This window comes from Sulfitobacter sp. JL08, assembly GCF_003352045.1.
Taxonomy (GTDB): Bacteria; Pseudomonadota; Alphaproteobacteria; order Rhodobacterales; family Rhodobacteraceae; genus JL08.
Genome location: NZ_CP025815.1, coordinates 658448 through 677467 on the forward strand (window position 1 = coordinate 658448; position 19020 = coordinate 677467).

Sequence of the window (19020 nt, forward strand, 5' to 3'; positions counted from 1 at the left end):
GTTTGGCCCGTACCATTGCCAAGGATTATGACGCCAAGCGCGGCCACATCCTGAAAACCGCCGCCCGCGTGTTCGCCAAGGAAGGTGTGGCGCGAGCATCAATGAACCATGTCGCGCGCGAATGTGGAATATCCAAGGCCAATATCTACCACTATTACAGCAGCAAGGATGCGTTGCTGTTCGATATTCTGGACAGCTATCTTTCTGCCTTGCGCGACCGGATTTGCAACCTGCCGCTGAGCGGGCTGCCTGCACGTGAAAAACTGCACCGGATCGTGGAACAAACCCTGCTGGCCTATGACGGCATGGACCACGAACACAAGATCCAGACCGAAGGCCTGCCGCTGTTGCCCCAGGAACAGCAATCCGTTTTGCGCGGATACCAGCGCGATATGGTGCGCCAGCTTGGCGATGTGCTGGCCGAAATCGAACCGGATGTGTTCAGGAACGACCCGGTAAAACTGCGGGCTACGACAATGTCGGTGTTCGGGATGCTGAACTGGTTTTACATGTGGAACCCGCGCGCCGATTCACAGGCCCGACAGGACTATGCGCGCCTTGTCACCACCCTTGCCTGTGATGGTCTGCGCGGGCTTTGAACCATTAGTGATCGTAATCCACGACGATCTTGTCGGTCAGCGGGTAGGACTGGCAGGACAGGATAAAGCCTTGCGCCACCTCATAATCTTCCAGCGCGTGATTGGCGATCATCTCGACCTCGCCCTCGATCAGTTTGCAGCGGCAGGTGGAACATACGCCTGCCTTGCAGGCAAACGGTGCATCCATTGCATGTTCCAGCGCTGCCTCTAACACGGACTGATCCCGATCCATCGTGAATGTGCGGGCGGTGCCATCCATGATCACGCTGGCCTGTGTCGCCTTGGCGGCAGCGGCCCCTTGAGCGGCGGCTTTGCGTTTCAGGCGGCCGGGTTGTCCGCTTTTGAACAATTCGAATTTGATCTGATCATCGCGCAGACCATGGCTGCGCAGGCTGTCGGAAATGGCGTGCATCATGGGTTCGGGCCCGCAGATAAAGGCGGTGTCGACACTGGCGATATCGATCCAGTGTTCGAACAACGCGGCGCATTTTTCCCGGTCCACGCGCCCGGTGAACAGATCAATTTCCTGTGCATCGGATTCCAGAATATGGATCAGGGTCAACCGCCCCATATAACGGTTTTTCAGATCCTCAAGCTCTTCACGGAACATGATCGTGTTGACGCCGCGATTTGCGTAGACCAGCGTGAATGTGCTGTTGGGCTCGCGCGCAAGTACGGTTTTAAGGATCGACAGAACCGGTGTGATGCCGGACCCGCCCGCGAATCCCAGATAGTTTTTTCCCTGTGACGGATCAAGCGGGGTAAAGAAATTGCCCATAGGTGACATCGCCTGCACGACATCACCGGGTTTCAGGTTTTCGTTCGCCCAGGTGGAAAACGCACCGCCATCAACCTTTTTGATCCCGACCTGCAAAAGGCCATCATCCAGCCCCGCGCAAATCGAATAGGATCGGCGTACCTCGGTACCATCGAAATCGTGGCGAAACGTCAGGTACTGGCCTTGGGTGAATTCGAAATCGCCACCGTTGACAGGCTTCAGCGTCACGACAACCGCATCGCGGATCGTTTTGTGAACATCAGTGACAGTCAGATCATGAAAGCGGGCCATGGGGCGCACTCCTTACAGGCATTTGAAATAGTCGAACGGTTCAAGGCAGGTCAGGCAACGCCAGTGCGCTTTGCACGGGGTGGAACCGAATTGGCTGACCCGCTCAATGTCGCGACTGCTGCAATGCGGGCATTTTTCTGGTCCGCCGGCCTTTTGCGGCGGCGCAATGCCAAAACGCTCCAGCTTGACGCGGCCCTTTTCGGTCAGCCAGTCGGTTGTCCAGGCGGGTGAAATCTGGGTTTTGATGCGGATATCCGCAACGCCGTGATCGCGCAGCGCGGTTTCGATATCCAGCGCGATGATCCGCGTTGCGGGACAGCCTGAATAGGTGGGCGTGACCGCCACCTCAAGCGTGTCTCCCTGCCAAGCCACACCGCGCACGATACCCAGATCAACCACCGAAATCACTGGAATTTCCGGGTCGGGCACCTGATCAAGCCAGTCCCATATGTCGGCCACCGCCGGTTTCATCCTACCACGTAGCCCCGGGATAGGCGCGTTGCAGCCATTGCATCTGCGTCAGGATATGGCCCAGATGTTCGGAATGCTGCACACCGGATTTGCCACCCTTGTGGGCAAAGCCCGTGTCGGGAATTTTCAATGTCGCCTGTTCCATCACATGCGCCACATCGGCATCGAAACGCGCGCGCAGGCTGGCAGGGTCGGGCGCGATGCCCGCCTTGGCCATTTCACGGTCCACCGCATCAGGGGTAAACATTTCACCCACATAGGGCCACAACAGGTCCAGCGCGGCTTGCATGCGGGCATGGCTTTCGTCCGTTCCGTCGCCAAGGCCGATCACCGTGTCCGTGGACCGTTCCAGATGATAGGCCACTTCTTTCACCGATTTCTGCGCGATCTGGGACACGCGCGCGTCGCTGGACGTTTCCAGCCCTTTCAGCATCGCCAGATGCCAGGCATCAAACAGGTATTGGCGCATCATGGTCTGCCCGAAATCTCCGTTGGGTTGTTCCACGATCAGCAGATTGCGAAAATCCCAGGCATCGCGCAGCATTGCCAGATCGTCGGCACTCTGCCCGTGGCCTTCGACTTCGGCGGCAAGACCCAGCCACATCTGGGTCTGTCCGATCAGATCCAGCGCGATATTGGCCAGCGCGATATCTTCTTCCAGAATCGGCGCATGGCCGCACCATTCGCTGACACGGTGGCCAAGAACCAGCGTGTTGTCGCCCATACGGCACAGGAATTGAAACAGCGCGTCGTCCATCACATTGCACCCACGTCATCGGGAATGTCGAAAAACGTCGGGTGGCGGTACACCTTGCTTTGCGACGGTTCATAAAGCGGCCCCTTGTCAGACGGGGACGAGGCCGCAATATGGCGTGCTTCGACCGCCCAGATGCTGACGCCTTCGTTTCGGCGGGTATAGACATCGCGGGCATTCTTGATCGCCATTTCGGCATCCGGCGCGTGCAGGCTGCCCACGTGGCGGTGGCTCATTCCGTGCTGACCACGGATAAAGATTTCCCAAAGCGGCCATTCGTGGCGGGTAGGGGTATTGGTGTCTGCGGTCATTCTGCTGCTACCTTTCCTGCGGCCCGTTTGCGGGCATGGGCCAACAGCCCGTCGCGCACCCAGGCACCATTATCCCAGGCGGCGTTGCGCGCGTTCAGACGTTCGGCATTGCACGGGCCGTTTCCCTGGATCACATCAAAGAATTCGGCCCAATCGGGTTCGGAATAATCGTACCCGCCCTTTTCGTCGTTCCATTTCAGATCCGGGTCGGGAATGGTCAGGCCCAGATATTCGGCCTGCGGCACGGTCTGATCGACAAATTTCTGGCGCAGTTCGTCATTGGTGTTGATCTTGATTTTCCAAGCCATGCTTTGCGCCGAATGCACGCTGTCCTTGTCGGACGGGCCGAACATCATCAATGACGGGTACCACATCCGGTTCACCGCATCCTGCGCCATGCGTTTCTGCGCAGATGTACCGGCGGCCATCTTCATCATGATGTCATAGCCCTGACGCTGGTGAAACGACTCCTCCTTGCAGATGCGGATCATCGCGCGTGAATAGGGGCCATAGGATGTACGTTGCAGCGGCACCTGGTTCATGATCGCCGCACCATCCACCAGCCAGCCAACCGCGCCCATATCGGCCCATGTGAGCGTCGGATAGTTGAAGATTGAACTGTATTTCATCTTGCCCGACAAAAGATCGCGGGTCAGTTCATCGCGGCTGACCCCCAGCGTTTCAGCGGCGCAATAAAGATACAGGCCATGCCCTGCCTCGTCCTGTACCTTGGCCAGCAGGATGGCCTTGCGTTCAAGCGTCGGGGCGCGGGTGATCCAGTTGCCTTCGGGCAGTTGCCCGACGATTTCGGAATGGGCGTGTTGGCCGATCTGGCGGATCAGCGTCTTGCGATACCCGTCAGGCATCCAGTCTTTCGGTTCGATTTTCTCGCCCGCGTTGATCCGGTCCTGAAAGGCACGTTCCTGCGGTGTCATGTCCGCGCGGTCCTTGACGCCTGCGCCGGTTGACTGAACCATCTGTGCATACATCTGCTGTTCCTTCCCCTTACGTCCGTTCCAGTATCAGCGCAGCGCCCTGGCCCACGCCCACGCACATTGTACATAGCGCATAGCGCCCGCCGGTGCGCTGCAGTTGCCGCGCTGCCGTCAACACCAGCCGCGCCCCCGACATGCCAAGCGGATGCCCGATCGCAATGGCACCGCCGTTCGGATTGACGTGCGGCGCATCATCGTCCACCCCCAGCGCGCGCAATGTCGCGAGCCCTTGCGCGGCAAATGCCTCGTTCAATTCTATCACATCCATCTGGTCGATGCGCAGCCCTGTGCGCGCCAGCAGCTTTTGTGTCGCAGGCACCGGCCCGATACCCATGACGCGCGGCGCGACCCCGGCGGATGACATGCCGACAATGCGCGCAATCGGTGTCAGCCCCTGTGCCTTTGCCGCCTGTTCTGAAGCAATCAGCAGTGCAGCAGCCCCATCGTTGACGCCACTGGCATTGCCCGCGGTCACACTCAGTTCCGGCCCGTTGATGCCTTTCAGCCGCGCCAGTGCCGCGCCATCGGTGTCAGGACGCGGATGTTCATCGGTGTCAAACACCAACGGGTCACCTTTGCGCTGCGGAATGTGGACCGGTACGATTTCATCTGCAAATAGTCCGGCGGCATGTGCGGCGGCCCACCGCGCTTGCGAGCGCGCGGCAAACGCATCCTGATCCGCACGGCTGATGCCATAGTCTGCAGCAACGTTGTCCGCCGTTTCCGGCATGGAATCGATACCGTATCGGGCCTTCATCTTCGGGTTCACGAACCGCCATCCGATGGTGGTGTCATAAACCGCGTTGGATCGTGTAAAGGCGCTGGTGGCCTTGGGCATGACAAAGGGCGCGCGGCTCATGCTTTCGACGCCACCGGCAATGGCCAGATCGTAATCACCCGCCTTGATCGCGCGCGCGGCAAAGCCCACCGCATCCATGCCGCTGGCGCACAGCCGGTTGATTGTCGTGCCCGGAACATCTTCCGGCAATCCGGCCAGCAATGCAGCCATACGCGCCACATTGCGATTGTCTTCGCCCGCCTGATTGGCCGAGCCAAAGATCACATCATCCACCTGTGCCCACGCAACTTGCGGATTGCGTTCCATCAGGGCGGTGATGGGCAGCGCGGCTAGATCATCGGTGCGCACACTGGACAGCGCCCCGCCATAGCGGCCGATCAGCGTGCGCACCCCGTCACAGATAAATGCGTCCATTCGGCAAAAGCCTCCATTCTTCGACCGCATGGTCGGTGTATTGATAAAACCGATTCCCATCAAGAATAAAGTTACAGAAAATTGGAAATCGAAAGTATTCTGTAACGTCTTGACGGAAGGTCCGGATCAATCGGCGACCCGCTGCGTCACACGCACCCCGTCGGTCAGGCCCGACGTCGGAAACAGGATCACGGTATCGCCGTCTTCCAGCCCGTCCAAAACCTGCGCCTCGATCCCGTTATTGCGCCCGAGAGAGATGATCCGGCGCTGCGCCTTGCCGTCAATCACGCGGAATACGGCCCAATCCTGGCCAACACGAAACAGCGCGCTGGAGGGCACGATCAGGGTGTCGGGATCCTGCCACACAACAATGCGGGTTTCGACACGAAAGCCGTGACCCAATCCAGCACGGGTATCGGATGGTTCGGTAAACTCGATCAAGGCGCTGACGCGCTGTTCTTCAACCCCGAGGGCAGAAAACTTGGTGACACCAAACGGATCGACGCGGGTAACCCTGCCTTGCAATGCGCGCGGGCCTCCCCAGTCTTCAATCAGCACCGGATCCCCGACGGACACCTGAACCGCATCTGTCGACAGAAGGTCGACGATCACTTCCAGATCGCCGGTAATGTCGCCGATTTCCATGATCGGCGTTCCCGCAGACAGCGTGATTTCGCTTTGCTGCATGATTTGCAGGATACGGCCCGTGATCGGAGCATAAACCGGTATATCGTCGCCCCCGTTTTCACCGGCAATGGCGTCGGCCAGCCCGCGATCATCAAAGCGGATCAGTTGCGCGCGGGCATTGTCCACCTGTGCGCGCCGCATCGCGATCGCGGCTTCGGCGGTATCCACGTTCGCCTGTGCCACGCGTGCCACCTGGCGTGCCCGGTCCAGCGCGGCATCGGATGCGATATCACGCTCGGCCAGACGTTCGGTGCGCGCCAGTTCACTGTTGGCCAGTTCAAGATTGGCTATGGCGGCATTCAGATCGGCCTGTGCCACACGCTGGGCGGCTTCGGCGGCCTCGACTGCGGCGCGTGCCTGTTCGCGGGTGCGGATATCCAGCGCTGCGGGGTTGGTTGGCCGCATGTGGGCCACCACCGTTTCCCCCTTGATCACCGGGTCGCCGGGATCAACGCTGACCCGCAGCAACCGGCCTGCCACGGGGGTGGACACGACATAGCCGTCGCTGACGCGGGTGCGCCCCTCTTCGTCGATGGTCAGTTGCATGGCACCGCGTTTGACCTGCCCCAGATCAACCATCGTTGCGCGCGGCCAGAAGGCGGCGGCCAAACCGGCCCCGATCAGCACAGCGGCAAGGGTTGTAAAGATCAGACGCGATCGTTTGCGGGCTTTGGCCATGTCACATCATTCCCTTGTTTTCAAAGCCGACACAAGATCGGCCCTGTCGATATCGCGCTTCACCAACCAGCCCGACAGCAGGGCGGCTGACACCACTACAAGGGCTGCAGCCCCGTGGCTGGACGGGCTGAACACAGCCGGTATCTGGTAGTTTTCGTTGGAAAACCCCCATGACATCAGCATGGCGACGACATGGCCCAGCACCACCCCCAACGGCAATGCTGCCAACACGACAGCGCCAAGTTCGCCCAACAGGACAAACGCCGCCTCGCCACGGCTGAAACCAATCACGCGCAGACTGGAGAGATCGCGTTCCCGTTCGGCATGCGCGATGCGGGCGGCATTATAGACAACGCCAAAGGCAATCACGAACGCGATGGCGGCCATTACAAACCGGGTGGCACCCGCACCTTCGTTCATCATGTCCTGCAAGGCCTGTTCGGAATCATCAGACCGGCTGACGCCGGCAACCGTGGGCATACCGCGCAAGGCCGCGTACACTGCGTCGGCTTGCGCGGGGTCCACAGCCAGAAACGCACCCGACACGCGCAGGGGTTCACCCAATGCACGGTTCAGGGCATGCCTGTCCATGTGGGCGGTGGCCCCAAGTAAGGTTTCCGAGAGTGCCACAACCGGCAGGGACAACAGCGGCTGGCGGCCTTCGCGCACATCGATTTCCAGCAAGTCTCCGGGGCGGACCTGCAACAGATCGGCCAGTGTCGTTGATAACACGATGCCGCTGTCGGGCAGGCTGACCTGTGTCAGGTCCGCGTTCATCGCCCGCACCAGATGTGCATCGGGATCCAGCCCGCTGAGAGCGCCGCGATAATCATAGACTCCGTTGCGCAGCACAACCGGCACTATCCGCGCCGGTTCCACACGTGTCACGCCGCGCAGGCGGCGCAAGTCCGAAATGCTGTCCTGCGAAACGGCGTGGGTAAACACCAGCGTCAGATCAGACCGGTCCATCACGCTGAACGACAGATCGATCGTGCGGTCAAATCCCTGAAACAACGTAAGCATCGCACCATTCAGCGCCATGCCGCAGGCAATCCCCACCGTTGCGCCCGCCATGCGCATTGGATGGCGGGTCAACCGGCGCAGCACCATGCGGCTGGGCTGGTCCAGAATGCGCGCCAGCCATGGCGCATAGCGTCCCGCGCGGCTGTAATCGGCAGGGGCTGGGGGCCGCATGGCGGTGGCGGGTGTCAGCGCAAAGACGCGGCGCAAGACGATCAAACCGCCGGCCGAAGCCGTCAGAACGCTGACGCTGACACCGATCACGAAAGAAACCGGATCCTGCCGGAACAGCAGAAACGGAAACTTGAAGAAATCAAGGTACATGTTGGCCTGCAGCCGCGCCAGAAGGATACCCAGAAGGCAGCCGACCAGCGCCCCGCCTGCCGCAATCACGATGACGAATTTCAGGTAATGCCACACCACTTCGCCATCGGAATAGCCAAAGGCCTTCATCAGGCCAATCTCTTCGCGTTCGGCCTGAATCATCCGCGAAATCACGATATACAGGAGAAAGGCCGACACCCCGAGGAAAATGGGCGGAATGGCGCGGCTGAGTGTTTTCAATTGCGTTATTTCATCATTCAGGAACCGGTTGGACATATGATCATCCAGCCCGTAGGCCCCGCGCCCGCCATAGGGCGCAAGAATACGATCTGCAGCAGCGATCACGGCGGCCTCGCGGGCGTTCCGGGTCAGACTGATCAGCGCTTCGTTAAAGGCGCCCTTCATGTCATAGGCCGCCGACAGGGCAGAACTGCTCATCCAGATGACGCCATAACGGGCGTCATCCGCCATCAGTTCGCCCGGCGGTGTGACGTAAACAAATTCCGGCCCCAGTGCGAGTCCGGTGATGCGAAAGCTGTGGCGTGCGCCGTTCATCGTGGCGGTAATCTGATCGCCGGGGCCCAGACCGTTGGCACGCGCGAACGTATCCAGCAGCAGTATCTCATCGCCACGGGCGGCGTTGATCATTCGTCCATCGGTCAGATGTACGGCGTTCAGACGCGGCGTGCCGATATCGGGCAGCGACACGGCCCGCGCCTGCATCGGCAAGGCCTGTCCGGGAATATCGATCAGGGCATCGCCGCTGACACGTCCTTCGGCGGCCGCAACGCCCGGTATCTGCGCCAGACGGTCTGTAAGATGGGATGGCGCGCGCGTGACCGGGGCGTAAACCTCGGCCATACGGAACCGGTCGTAATAGGCCTGGCGCGTATCACCCAAAGTGGCGACAAGCCCGCTCATCATCACTTGCAGGGCGACGCCCATGCCGATCACCAGTCCGATAGCTATCGCCTGTCCCTTCATCCGCCACAGATCGCGCAGCAGCTTGTGATCAAGCGCGCCTACCATGCGATTTCGTCCGGGCTCTGCTTGGTCTTGTTCTTGACGATCTCGCGGATATTGCCATCGGCGAAATGGATGACGCGATCCGCCATCGCGGCCTGACTGGCGGCATGGGTTACGATCATGACAGTCGCACCCAGCGTTTCGTTGACGGATTTCAGAACCTTAAGAACCGTGCGTCCTGTGGTGCTGTCCAGCGCGCCGGTGGGTTCATCGCAGAACAGAACATCGGGCTGTTTGGCCACGGCACGGGCGATGGCCACGCGCTGTTGTTCGCCCCCCGACATCTGCGAGGGAAAATGATCCATCCTGCCACCCAGACCCACCATGTGCAGCGCCTCGGCCGGGTCCATCGGGTTGCGGGCAATCTCGGTCACCAGTTCAACGTTTTCATAGGCGGTAAGGGACGGCATCAGATTATAAAACTGGAACACAAACCCCACGTGATCGCGCCGGTAGCGGGTCAACTCCCGGTCTTGCATATCGGTCAGCATCTGATCGCGGAATTGCGCGGTGCCGTCCGTGGCGCTATCCAGACCGCCCAGAATGTTCAGCAAGGTTGATTTCCCGCTGCCCGAGGGGCCCAGCAGGACGACAATCTCGCCCTGAGGAATTTCAACATCAACGCCGCGTAGCGCATGTACCGCCGAACGGCCCTCGCCATAGACCTTGGTCAGGTTTTTCGTTGTAAAGGCGGGCAAGGTCATAATCGGCAGGTCCGGTCGGGAACGGGCAGGATAAAAACCGCTCTAGCAAGAGTAAAGGGCGCGCGTGTTGATCAGCGTCAAAGTCGCCTTTGCCACTGCGAGGGGGCGATGGGGGCCGGCAGTGCAGATAGCGATTGCAAATGGCATCCGGGATGTGGATTCTGCGCAAGGAACCAGCAGAACGGAACGCCAGCATGCCAACCGCCACAGACCGCCCTTTCAACCAGCCGCTTGGCGGCAATGATATGCCCCGCTTTGCCGGTGATGCCACGATGATGCGCCTGCCCCGTCAGGACAGTGCTGCGGGGCTTGATGCCTGTTTTGTAGGGGTGCCGATGGATATCGGCACATCGAACCGTGCAGGCACCCGCCATGGTCCGCGCTCCATCCGCGCCGAAAGCTGCATGTTGCGCCCGTTCAACATGGCCACCGGTGCGGCCCCGTTTGCTGAAATGCAGGTGGCCGATATAGGTGATGTGGCGATCAACACATTCGATCTGAAAAAGACGGCTGACATCATCACGGCGGCCTATGACGATATCCTGTCGCATGGCGCTGTGCCGTTGACATTGGGGGGCGATCATACGCTGACCTATCCGGTGCTGCGCGCCATTGCCGGGAAACACGGGCCTGTTGCTCTGATCCATGTGGATGCCCATGCCGACACCAATGACGAGATGTTCGGCGAAAAGATCGCCCACGGCACGCCGTTCCGCCGCGCGGTCGAAGACGGGTTGCTGGTGAATGACAAGGTATTCCAGATCGGGCTGCGCGGCACCGGCTATGCGCCCGATGACTTCGACTGGGGCCGCAAGCAGGGCTTTACCGTGGTTCCGGCAGAAGACTGCTGGCACAAGTCGTTGACACCTCTGATGGCTGATATCTGCGCCAGAATTGGCGATACGCCGACCTATCTGACCTATGATATCGACAGCCTTGATCCCGCTTTTGCACCCGGAACCGGAACTGTTGAAATTGGCGGGCTGACCACCATTCAGGCGCTGGAAATCGTGCGCGGCTGCGCGGGGCTGAGCCTTGTCGGAGGTGATCTGGTCGAGGTGTCGCCACCCTATGATACCAGCGGCAACACGGCGCTGATCGGCGCCGGCCTTCTTTACGAAATGCTGTGTGTTCTGCCGCGCTGATGCCGCGCGGTCACAACCCCAGATACCCGATAGCGGCAAAGGCCAGCACGACACCGCCCCATTGGCCCGGTGCCATCCGTTCGCCCAATACCATCCGCGCCAGCAATATGGTGAGGATCCCGAACGCAGACGCGCCGACAGCGGCAAACTCAGGATGATCCAGCGGTGCCGCGATCATCACGGCCCCAAGGGCCAGCGCGTCCAGCGCCCCCATCAGCAGCAATAGCGGCATATGCCGGATGATGCCGCGCATCGGGTCGATCGTGCGCAGCGCCAGGGGCACGATCACGGCGATCGCGGCCAGCCGCGCAATGGCCAGAACCGGTAATTCGCCGGTGATGCGCGTGGCATATTGCCCGACCGCAAAGGTCAGGGCGAACCCCGTCGCGCCCAGAACGGCCCATGCCAGCGCCACGGCGCGTGATCCGCCCGATCTGCTGTCACGCCCCAGAACCCCGACAACGGTAATCCCTGCGATAACAACAACGGCCGCCGCCCAGTCCGTGGCCTTGACCGGATCACCTTCGATACCGGCCAGCGCCAGTGACAGCACCGGATAGGCCCCGATCACCGGCGCGACCAGACCGACGGGGCCGATCTGGAACGCCTTGTAAAGACCAACACTGGCGAACGCGAAGGCCAGCCCGGTAAACAAAGAGGCCACCAAGGCAGTGCCTGACATGTCCTGCCACGCGCCAACCCACGCTGCCACCGGCAGCACCAGCAGCGCGCCGGTCAAAAGCACAACTGCCAGCGCTGGCAGGATACCCGCCCGCTGGCTGACATAGCGCAGGCACAGATCATGAATGGCCCACGCCAGCGCGGCACACAGACCAAGCGATAGCGCGCTCACGCGGAAACCTTGTAGGCTTTGTGACCCATAAGCGCCCTATACGGATGGTTTTGGTGCGAACCGGATCACCAGACAGACCGCATTGCGGTTAGTAACGCATGGTGCATGGACCCTGCCGAAGATCGCGGCCCGATGACGGACAGATGCGTGCCTGCGTCTCGGCAGATCACAAAGCACCCCAGATGCTCAATAACGGTGCGTGTTGCCGTGCCTGTGGCCATGGCAGCCACGTTGACGTTGCACAGCCGTTCGAACACAGCGACGACACCGTCGCCCAGCATGTCAAAGCGACACCAGCCATCTGTTTGTTCGCTCACACTTGCTGTTGTGCCAACAGCCGATTTCACCTGTGCGGCGATGTCTTCATTCTGAGCAAACGGGGCTTCGATCATCCATTGGTCCGGCCCCGTCCAGAACGCTGTCAGGTCTTTTCCAACGCACACGCCCCCTACATCAGGCGCTTTTGCCCCCAGCAGCTTTTTCAGGGCTGTCTTGCATTTGCTTTCCTGCCCCAAACGCGCGGCAACGGATGCGAACACCCAATCGGGCTGTTCGCTTAGCGTGATGGGACCAACGTGATCGACACGCGCGACGCTGCCCCCCAGGGCGGTGATTGCTGTCAGATCATGCACGAAGCCTCTCCCCCTCTGGATCGATGAAATGCGCGCTGACCACTTCCAGATCGACGTTCAGGCCGGTCAGCGGGCTGACCGCCTTGATCACCTCACCCTTGCGCGCGCCGCCGTTTTTCAGAAAGCCAAGGCCAATCGAGCATCCCAGATGCGGCGAATAGGCGGCAGAGGTGATGTAGCCCTGATCATTGGCTGCGTTCACATCGTGTCCTTTGGTCATCAGGTGGGACCCCGCCAGAACACGGTGCGACTTGTCGACCGGTTGCAGGCCGACCAGAACCAGCGCATCCGGGGCGTTCAGCCCTTCTCGCTCGGAAAGGACCGACCCGATACTGTCCTTCGCCTTGGACACCATACGACCCATGCCCAGATTCAGCGCGGTGGTCGTGCCATTCAGCTCGTTGCCGGTCACATGGCCCTTTTCGATGCGCATGACGCCCAAGGCTTCGGTTCCGTAGGGGACCACATCGAATTCTTCGCCCGCCGCCATCAATCTGCGGATCATGGCATCGCCATAGCGTGTCGGCACCGCAATTTCGTAGGCCAGTTCACCCGAGAACGATATCCGGAAAAGCCGTGCGCGCAAACCACCGCAAACGGTGATTTCACCACAGGCCATGAACGGGAACGCATCGTTTGACAGATCAAACTTCGGGTCGACGATCTTTTGCAGCAGTTTGCGCGCATTCGGGCCTGCCACGGCATATTGTGCCCATGCTTCGGTCGTGGAAATCAACTGTACGTCCATGTCGGGAAACAGGCACTGGCGCACGAATTCCATGTGACGGTACACACCCACCGCGTTGGCCGTGGTGGTGGTGACAACGAAATGATCCTCGGCCAGTCGCGCCGCGGTGCCGTCATCCATCGCAATCCCGTCTTCGCGCAGCATCAGCCCATAGCGCGTCTTGCCGACGGCCAGTTTGGCAAAACCGTTGCAATAGACGGTGTTCAGAAATGCGGCCGCATCGCTGCCCTGCACATCGATCTTGCCCAGCGTAGTCACATCGCAGATGCCAACGCTTTTGCGGGTCGCCAGCACTTCGCGATCGACGCTTTGGCGCCATTCGGTTTCGCCGGCTTTGGGGTACCATTGCGCGCGCAACCACATCCCGACTTCGACAAAGACAGCACCCTGTTCCTGCGCCCAAACGTGGCTGGGCGTTTTACGAAGGGGGCGAAAATCGGTGCCGACCGACCGGCCCCCCAGCACGCCCATCGACACAGGCGTGTAGGGCGGGCGGAAAATCGTTGTACCGGTCTGTGGTATCGTCTGGCCAGTCAGTTCGGCCATGATCGCAAGACCGCCCATATTCGATGTCTTGCCCTGATCCGTGGCCATGCCAAGCGTCGTGTAACGCTTAAGATGTTCGACCGAACGATAGTTTTCCTGATGCGCCAGTTTCACGTCCTTGACGGTTACGTCGTTCTGCTGATCCAGCCATGCGCGCCCCTTGCCTTCGGTCACATGCCAGAACGGTGACAGCGAAAAAGGCGCATCCTCGGCCTTGGGCGCGGGCAGGGCGCGGGCCTTGATCCCGATATCGCGCAGGGCCGCAGCGGCTGCCTTTGATCCGGTGCCAAGTGCGGCATGGGTGCTGAATTCGCCCAGTGCGGCCCCGGCGCAACTTAGCCCGGCGGGGCCATCTGCACCCGGTATAAAGGCGGCGATATCTTCGCGCCACTGGGGGCGACCGCGCTGGTGACAGGTCAGTCCGACATTCGGGTTCCACCCGCCCGACACACCCAGTGCGCCACACTCGATAAGGCGTGTCTGGCCCGACGCCAGACGTATTTCGACGAAACGCAGGCCCAGACGGCCCTTGGTGTCGATGACCTGCGCACCGGCCAGCAATTCGCAATCGGCGATCCGGGGCGCGTCTGTGCGGGTGTCGATCACTGCGGCAACGGTGACGCCCTTGGCGATCAGATCAACGGCGGTGCGGTGCCCGTCATCGTTGTTGGTAAACACGGCAACCTTGTGTGCGGGTGTTGCGGCCCAGCGGTTGGCATAGGCACGCATCGCCCCCGCCAGCATGATGCCGGGGCGGTCGTTGTTTTCAAACGCAATGGGTCGTTCGATCGCACCGGCGCACAGCAGTGCCCGTTTCGACGTGATGCGCCAGAAGATCTGGCGCGGCTTGCCGGGGGCGGGGGTGGGCAGATGATCGCTAACCCGTTCGACCGCGCCATAAACGCCGTGATCAAAGGCCCCGATCACCGTGGTGCGCGCCATCAGGCGCACATTTGGCATATCGGCAAGTTCCGCTGCGCTGGCTGCGGCCCATTGCGCGCCTGATTGCCCGCCAATATCCAGCGTTTCAGCGTTCAACCGCCCGCCAAAGGCAAAATCTTCGTCCGCCAGAATAACCCGCGCCCCGGCACGCCCCGCCGTCAGCGCAGCAGACAATCCGGCCGGCCCGGCCCCGATGATCAGAAGATCACAATGCAAAAACCCCTTGTCGTAACTGTCGGGGTCTGGCTCCAGCGCCGCGGTCCCCAGACCTGCGGCGCGGCGAATGATCGGTTCGTACAGTTTTTCCCAGAACGCGGCTGGCCACATGAAGGTTTTGTAATAAAAGCCCGCAGTCAGAAAATTGCTGAACCGGTCGTTGATCGCCATTGCATCGAATGTCAGCGACGGCCAGCGGTTCTGGCTGTTGGCCACCAGCCCGTCGAACAGTTCTGCGGTGGTGGCGCGCGTGTTGGGTTCCTGGCGCGCGCCGCTGCGCAGTTCGACCAGCGCGTTGGGTTCTTCTGATCCCGCACTCAGCACGCCGCGCGGGCGGTGATATTTGAATGATCGGCCCATCAGGCGCACATCGTTGGCCAAAAGCGCCGAAGCCAGCGTATCGCCGGCGTATCCCTGATAGGATTTACCATCAAAGGTAAATGTCATCGGTTCGGACCGGTCGATCTGACCGCCGGCAAGCCTGTTCAACTGGGTCATGCGCTGCGCCCCCGTGTGCGGGCAACTTCGCGGGCCAACTCTACTTTGGTAATCTCGTGGGTCAGGGTGTTGCGCGTTACGACCAGCCAGCTTCTGTCGCCCTGTTCGTGGAACCACAATTCGCGGTGTTCACCGGCGGGGTTGTCGCGCAGGTAATGGTATTCGTAAAACGTGCGGGCCGCATCAGGCGCCTGCCAGTCGGGCCGGTCGATCAGTGACGCATCCCCCAGATAGGTGAATTCCTGCGCGTCACGCGGGCCAAGAAGCGGGTGATTGATAATCATGTGCTTTGTCCCTCAGTGCAGATTGGGCTGCGCGCCCATGCCTTTTTCATCAATCATGCGGCCCTTTTCGAACCGGTCAAACCGATAGGCCGTGGCCACGGGGTGGGGTTCATCGCGGGCCAGAAGATGCGCAAAGCACCAGCCTGACGCGGGCGTGGCCTTGAACCCGCCGTAACACCAGCCGCCATTGAAATAGAGACCGCCGATATGAGTGCGGTCAATGATGGGCGATCCGTCCATCGACATATCCATGATCCCGCCCCACATCCGCAGCAATCGCACGCGGCCCAGCATCGGAAACAGCGCCATGCCGCTTTCGACCACGTCTTCGACCACCGGCAGGTTGCCGCGCTGGGCGTAGGAATTGTAGCCGTCGATATCGCCGCCAAACACCAGCCCGCCCTTGTCGGACTGGCTGCAATAGAAATGGCCCGCGCCAAAGGTCACGACCCCCGGCATCACCGGTTTCAATCCTTCGGATACAAAGGCCTGCAACACGTGGCTTTCGATGGGCAGACGCATCCCTGCCTTGGCCATCAGCCGCCCCGATGATCCGGCAACGGCGCAGCCCACTTTGGATGCGCCGATAAAGCCGCGGCTGGTCTCGACACCTTTGCAGATACCGTTTTCGATCCGGAATCCGGTGACTTCGCAATTCTGTATGATGTCCACGCCGCGCGCGTCGGCGCCGCGCGCATAGCCCCACGCGACCGCATCATGGCGAACCGTGCCGCCGCGATGCTGCGCCAACCCGCCCTTGATGGGAAAGCGCGCATTGTCGAAATTCATGAAAGGATAGCGCGCGCGGATCTGGGCCACGCTCAGCAATTCCGCATCCGCCCCGTTCAGCATCATCGCGTTGCCGCGCCGGATGAACGCATCGCGCTGCGCATCGGTGTGGATCAGGTTCAGAATGCCGCGCTGGCTGATCATGGCGTTGAAATTGAAATCCTGTTCCAGCCCTTCCCACAGCTTGAGCGAGAATTCGTAGAACGGCTCGTTTCCATCCAGCAGATAGTTGGACCGGATGATGGTGGTGTTGCGCCCGACATTGCCGCCACCGATCCAGCCTTTTTCAAGCACCGCGATGCGCTTGCCGCCGAACTGTTTGGCCAGATAATAGGCCGTCGCCAGACCGTGCCCGCCGCCGCCGATGATCACGATATCATAATCGGCCTGTGGCGCAGGATCGCGCCACGCGGGCGTCCAGCCTTTGTGGCCGGTCAGCGCCTCTTTGATCACCTTGAAGCCGGAATATCGCATGCGGGGCCTCCTTTGGGCAGCACTGTTGCAACAGACCAGCATCAAAGCCCTGCCGGAAACGGACACGGATCATAAGAATAGCGACAAAAAACGGACTTTCCGCAAAAATCCTCGTGCGTTTCAATATCTGGCGGCGTCAGCCCTTGTCCAGAATGCCGGCCGCGCCCCGCGCAAGGATCAGTTCTTCGTCTGTTGGCAGCATCAGAACCGGAAAGCGACTGTCTTGTGTCGTCAGAACCGGGCCGCCTGCGGCATTGGCATCCCTGTCCAGCGCGATGCCCATCCAAGCCAGCGCATCAACCAGACGGGCGCGCAGGGCGGGAATGTATTTGCCCATGCCACCGGTCAGCACGATCGCATCCACCCCGCCCAATGTGGCCTGCAAGGCCCCGACGTTTCGGGTGAAGTGATAGGTAAAATAGTCAATGGCTTCAGCGGCATGGAGATCGTCGCTGGCCAGCAGATCGTTCATTTCGCCGCTGATGTCGGACACGCCCATCAGGCCGGATTCTTCATACAGCATATCGCGCACTTCGGACGCGCTGTACCCGCGATCCATGATCAGATGCAGCACCACGCCGGGGTCAATCGTGCCGCAGCGCTGACCCATCGGCATGCCGTCCAGCGCCGTCAGGCCCATGGTGGTGGCAATGCTTTGCCCGTCTTTCAGCGCACACAGGCTGACCCCGTGGCCCAGATGCGCGACAATCACGCGCCCGCGAGCCAGATCGGGATAATCGCGTTCCAGCCGGTGGGCGATGTAATCATAGGACAGGCCGTGAAACCCGTAACGCAGAATGCCCGCATCCCCCAGCGCGCGGGGCAGCGCGAACAGTTGCGCCAGACGCGGTTGGGTGCGGTGAAATGCGGTATCGAAACACGCGATCTGCGGCACATCGGGGTAATGGTCGCGCATCCGGCGGATCGGGCGCAGATTGTGGGGCTGGTGGCTGGGCGCCAGCGGTTCCAGCGCCTTGAGATGTGTCATCACATCATCGTCGATGCGCACCGGATGGGCGTAATCTGCGCCGCCATGCACGATCCGGTGCGCAAAAGCGCGGATCGTGTAGGTGCCCGCGATCCCGTCCAGCCGCTCAATCATGTGGCCCAACGCCTCGGGGTGGGCGCGCTCGGGGCTTTGCGGCGCGGGCAGGGTGGTTTCGTCCTGCGTGCCGGCCTGCATATCACGCCGCGTCAGCACCATACGGTCGGGGATACCGCGAATGCCGAAGGTGCCGACCGGTTCGGGATCAGCGCCGGTCAGGCGAAAAACGCCACAGCGCAGGCTGGAGGAACCTGCGTTGAAGGTGATGACGACATCCTGAGTCATGAAATGCCTTATCAGTGAAAGCCTGCGAAATGCGCCGCAAGGTCCGGCGCGCATTGCGACACCCTAGCGCGCGGCGCGCGGCGTGCTTTAATCTGTGTCAAGGCGGGGGGCGCTCCCAAAAAAGAAAGGGCGGTCCGAAGACCGCCCAACGTTACAAGACTAAATCAAGTATCGCCAGGAAGAGAGACATAGTTCCGACTATGTCGGAATACGTCACTCGCCCTTTCAGCCTTTTTAAGTATCTCATTGGATTTTGTCCTTAGAGATGCTCAAGGCCTTGAGCGTTAAAACTCGCTCAGTATTTATATACCGCCCCAATTCCGGCGGTTTGGCATGCTCCTATAGCTACTTGGAGCTTCCGTTCGACGGTCACCCGCTCAGATTATTCACAGCTCCACCGTGAGTTCTGTCGGACCGCCTTAGCCGCTTCCTGCTAAGGAATTGACATAGCACCGCTAAGCGCTTGCACCTTCTGCGTAGGAGTTGCAGTTATCCTTAACAAAGGGCCACGACCCGCCGCACGCCCAATGATGGACTCCGCTACCATCACAACATATAGTGGATAAAACGACTGAACACAATACATGTTCTTTACTTGGGCCTTTCTTCGATCACTTGGGCTACCGCGAGAACCCAGCGTTCAAATTTGGATTGGCTGTAGCTGTTCTTCCCTATATTTATGACCTTGTAAACCAACTGACAGTTGTTGAGT

17 protein-coding genes are annotated in these 19020 nt (G+C 60.5%); 2 read left to right on the forward strand and 15 right to left on the reverse strand.

The window, feature by feature from the left end; genetic code table 11:
- The first annotated feature begins 2 nt into the window (after positions 1 to 2).
- Positions 3 to 599, forward strand: a complete 597-nt coding sequence (locus C1J05_RS03375) for a TetR/AcrR family transcriptional regulator (RefSeq protein WP_114869034.1) — start codon at positions 3 to 5, stop codon at positions 597 to 599.
- A gap of 4 nt (positions 600 to 603) precedes the next feature.
- Here the strand turns inward: C1J05_RS03375 and C1J05_RS03380 are convergent, their stop codons facing one another.
- The 9 genes from C1J05_RS03380 to C1J05_RS03420 all read right to left on the reverse strand — a co-directional run bounded on the left by C1J05_RS03380 (position 604) and on the right by C1J05_RS03420 (position 9851).
- The gene (locus C1J05_RS03380; protein ID WP_114869035.1) at positions 604 to 1668 is read right to left on the reverse strand and encodes a 2Fe-2S iron-sulfur cluster-binding protein; all 1065 of its coding nucleotides are present in this window, start codon (positions 1666 to 1668) and stop codon (positions 604 to 606) included.
- Positions 1669 to 1680: 12 nt separating this feature from the next.
- A complete protein-coding gene (gene paaD, locus C1J05_RS03385; protein WP_114869036.1) occupies positions 1681 to 2139 on the reverse strand; it encodes a 1,2-phenylacetyl-CoA epoxidase subunit PaaD in 459 nt (152 codons plus the stop codon).
- A gap of 1 nt (position 2140) precedes the next feature.
- Positions 2141 to 2896, reverse strand: coding sequence for a 1,2-phenylacetyl-CoA epoxidase subunit PaaC (paaC, locus tag C1J05_RS03390; RefSeq protein WP_114869037.1), 756 nt, complete (start codon positions 2894 to 2896; stop codon positions 2141 to 2143).
- On the reverse strand, positions 2896 to 3204 hold the full coding sequence (gene paaB, locus C1J05_RS03395) for a 1,2-phenylacetyl-CoA epoxidase subunit PaaB (RefSeq protein WP_114869038.1): 309 nt from the start codon (positions 3202 to 3204) through the stop codon (positions 2896 to 2898). The genes paaC and paaB overlap by 1 nt, the downstream gene beginning before the upstream one ends.
- Entirely contained in the window at positions 3201 to 4193 is a 993-nt protein-coding gene (gene paaA, locus C1J05_RS03400) for a 1,2-phenylacetyl-CoA epoxidase subunit PaaA (RefSeq protein WP_114869039.1), read from the reverse strand. Before paaA ends, paaB begins: the two co-directional genes overlap by 4 nt.
- Before the next feature lie 16 nt (positions 4194 to 4209).
- On the reverse strand, positions 4210 to 5412 hold the full coding sequence (gene pcaF, locus C1J05_RS03405) for a 3-oxoadipyl-CoA thiolase (protein WP_114869040.1): 1203 nt from the start codon (positions 5410 to 5412) through the stop codon (positions 4210 to 4212).
- Between the two features lie 126 nt (positions 5413 to 5538).
- Positions 5539 to 6777, reverse strand: a complete 1239-nt coding sequence (locus C1J05_RS03410) for an efflux RND transporter periplasmic adaptor subunit (protein ID WP_114869041.1) — start codon at positions 6775 to 6777, stop codon at positions 5539 to 5541.
- Between the two features lie 6 nt (positions 6778 to 6783).
- A complete protein-coding gene (locus C1J05_RS03415; protein WP_114869042.1) occupies positions 6784 to 9150 on the reverse strand; it encodes an ABC transporter permease in 2367 nt (788 codons plus the stop codon).
- Positions 9144 to 9851: an ABC transporter ATP-binding protein gene (locus C1J05_RS03420; protein ID WP_114869043.1), complete on the reverse strand. Its 708-nt coding sequence runs from the start codon at positions 9849 to 9851 to the stop codon at positions 9144 to 9146. The genes C1J05_RS03415 and C1J05_RS03420 overlap by 7 nt, the downstream gene beginning before the upstream one ends.
- Positions 9852 to 10045: 194 nt before the next feature.
- Here C1J05_RS03420 and speB point away from each other — a divergent pair, with 194 nt between their 5' ends.
- Entirely contained in the window at positions 10046 to 10996 is a 951-nt protein-coding gene (speB, locus tag C1J05_RS03425; protein WP_114872076.1) for an agmatinase, read from the forward strand.
- Positions 10997 to 11006: 10 nt separating this feature from the next.
- Here speB and C1J05_RS03430 read toward each other — a convergent pair whose 3' ends face one another.
- The 6 genes from C1J05_RS03430 to C1J05_RS03455 form a co-directional block, all read right to left on the reverse strand.
- Positions 11007 to 11849, reverse strand: coding sequence for a DMT family transporter (locus tag C1J05_RS03430; RefSeq protein ID WP_114869044.1), 843 nt, complete (start codon positions 11847 to 11849; stop codon positions 11007 to 11009).
- 65 nt (positions 11850 to 11914) lie between these two features.
- Positions 11915 to 12481, reverse strand: coding sequence for a sarcosine oxidase subunit gamma (locus C1J05_RS03435; protein ID WP_114869045.1), 567 nt, complete (start codon positions 12479 to 12481; stop codon positions 11915 to 11917).
- Positions 12474 to 15431 carry a sarcosine oxidase subunit alpha family protein gene (locus tag C1J05_RS03440; protein ID WP_114869046.1) on the reverse strand — a complete coding sequence of 986 codons (2958 nt, stop codon included), beginning with the start codon at positions 15429 to 15431 and terminating at the stop codon, positions 12474 to 12476. Before C1J05_RS03440 ends, C1J05_RS03435 begins: the two co-directional genes overlap by 8 nt.
- Positions 15428 to 15715 (reverse strand): sarcosine oxidase subunit delta, encoded by a 288-nt coding sequence (locus C1J05_RS03445; protein WP_114869047.1) that lies wholly within the window; start codon positions 15713 to 15715, stop codon positions 15428 to 15430. The genes C1J05_RS03440 and C1J05_RS03445 overlap by 4 nt, the downstream gene beginning before the upstream one ends.
- Positions 15716 to 15727: 12 nt before the next feature.
- Positions 15728 to 16978 carry a sarcosine oxidase subunit beta family protein gene (locus C1J05_RS03450; RefSeq protein WP_114869048.1) on the reverse strand — a complete coding sequence of 417 codons (1251 nt, stop codon included), beginning with the start codon at positions 16976 to 16978 and terminating at the stop codon, positions 15728 to 15730.
- A gap of 136 nt (positions 16979 to 17114) precedes the next feature.
- The gene (locus tag C1J05_RS03455) at positions 17115 to 18308 is read right to left on the reverse strand and encodes an acetate/propionate family kinase (RefSeq protein WP_114869049.1); all 1194 of its coding nucleotides are present in this window, start codon (positions 18306 to 18308) and stop codon (positions 17115 to 17117) included.
- Between the last annotated feature and the right edge of the window lie 712 nt (positions 18309 to 19020).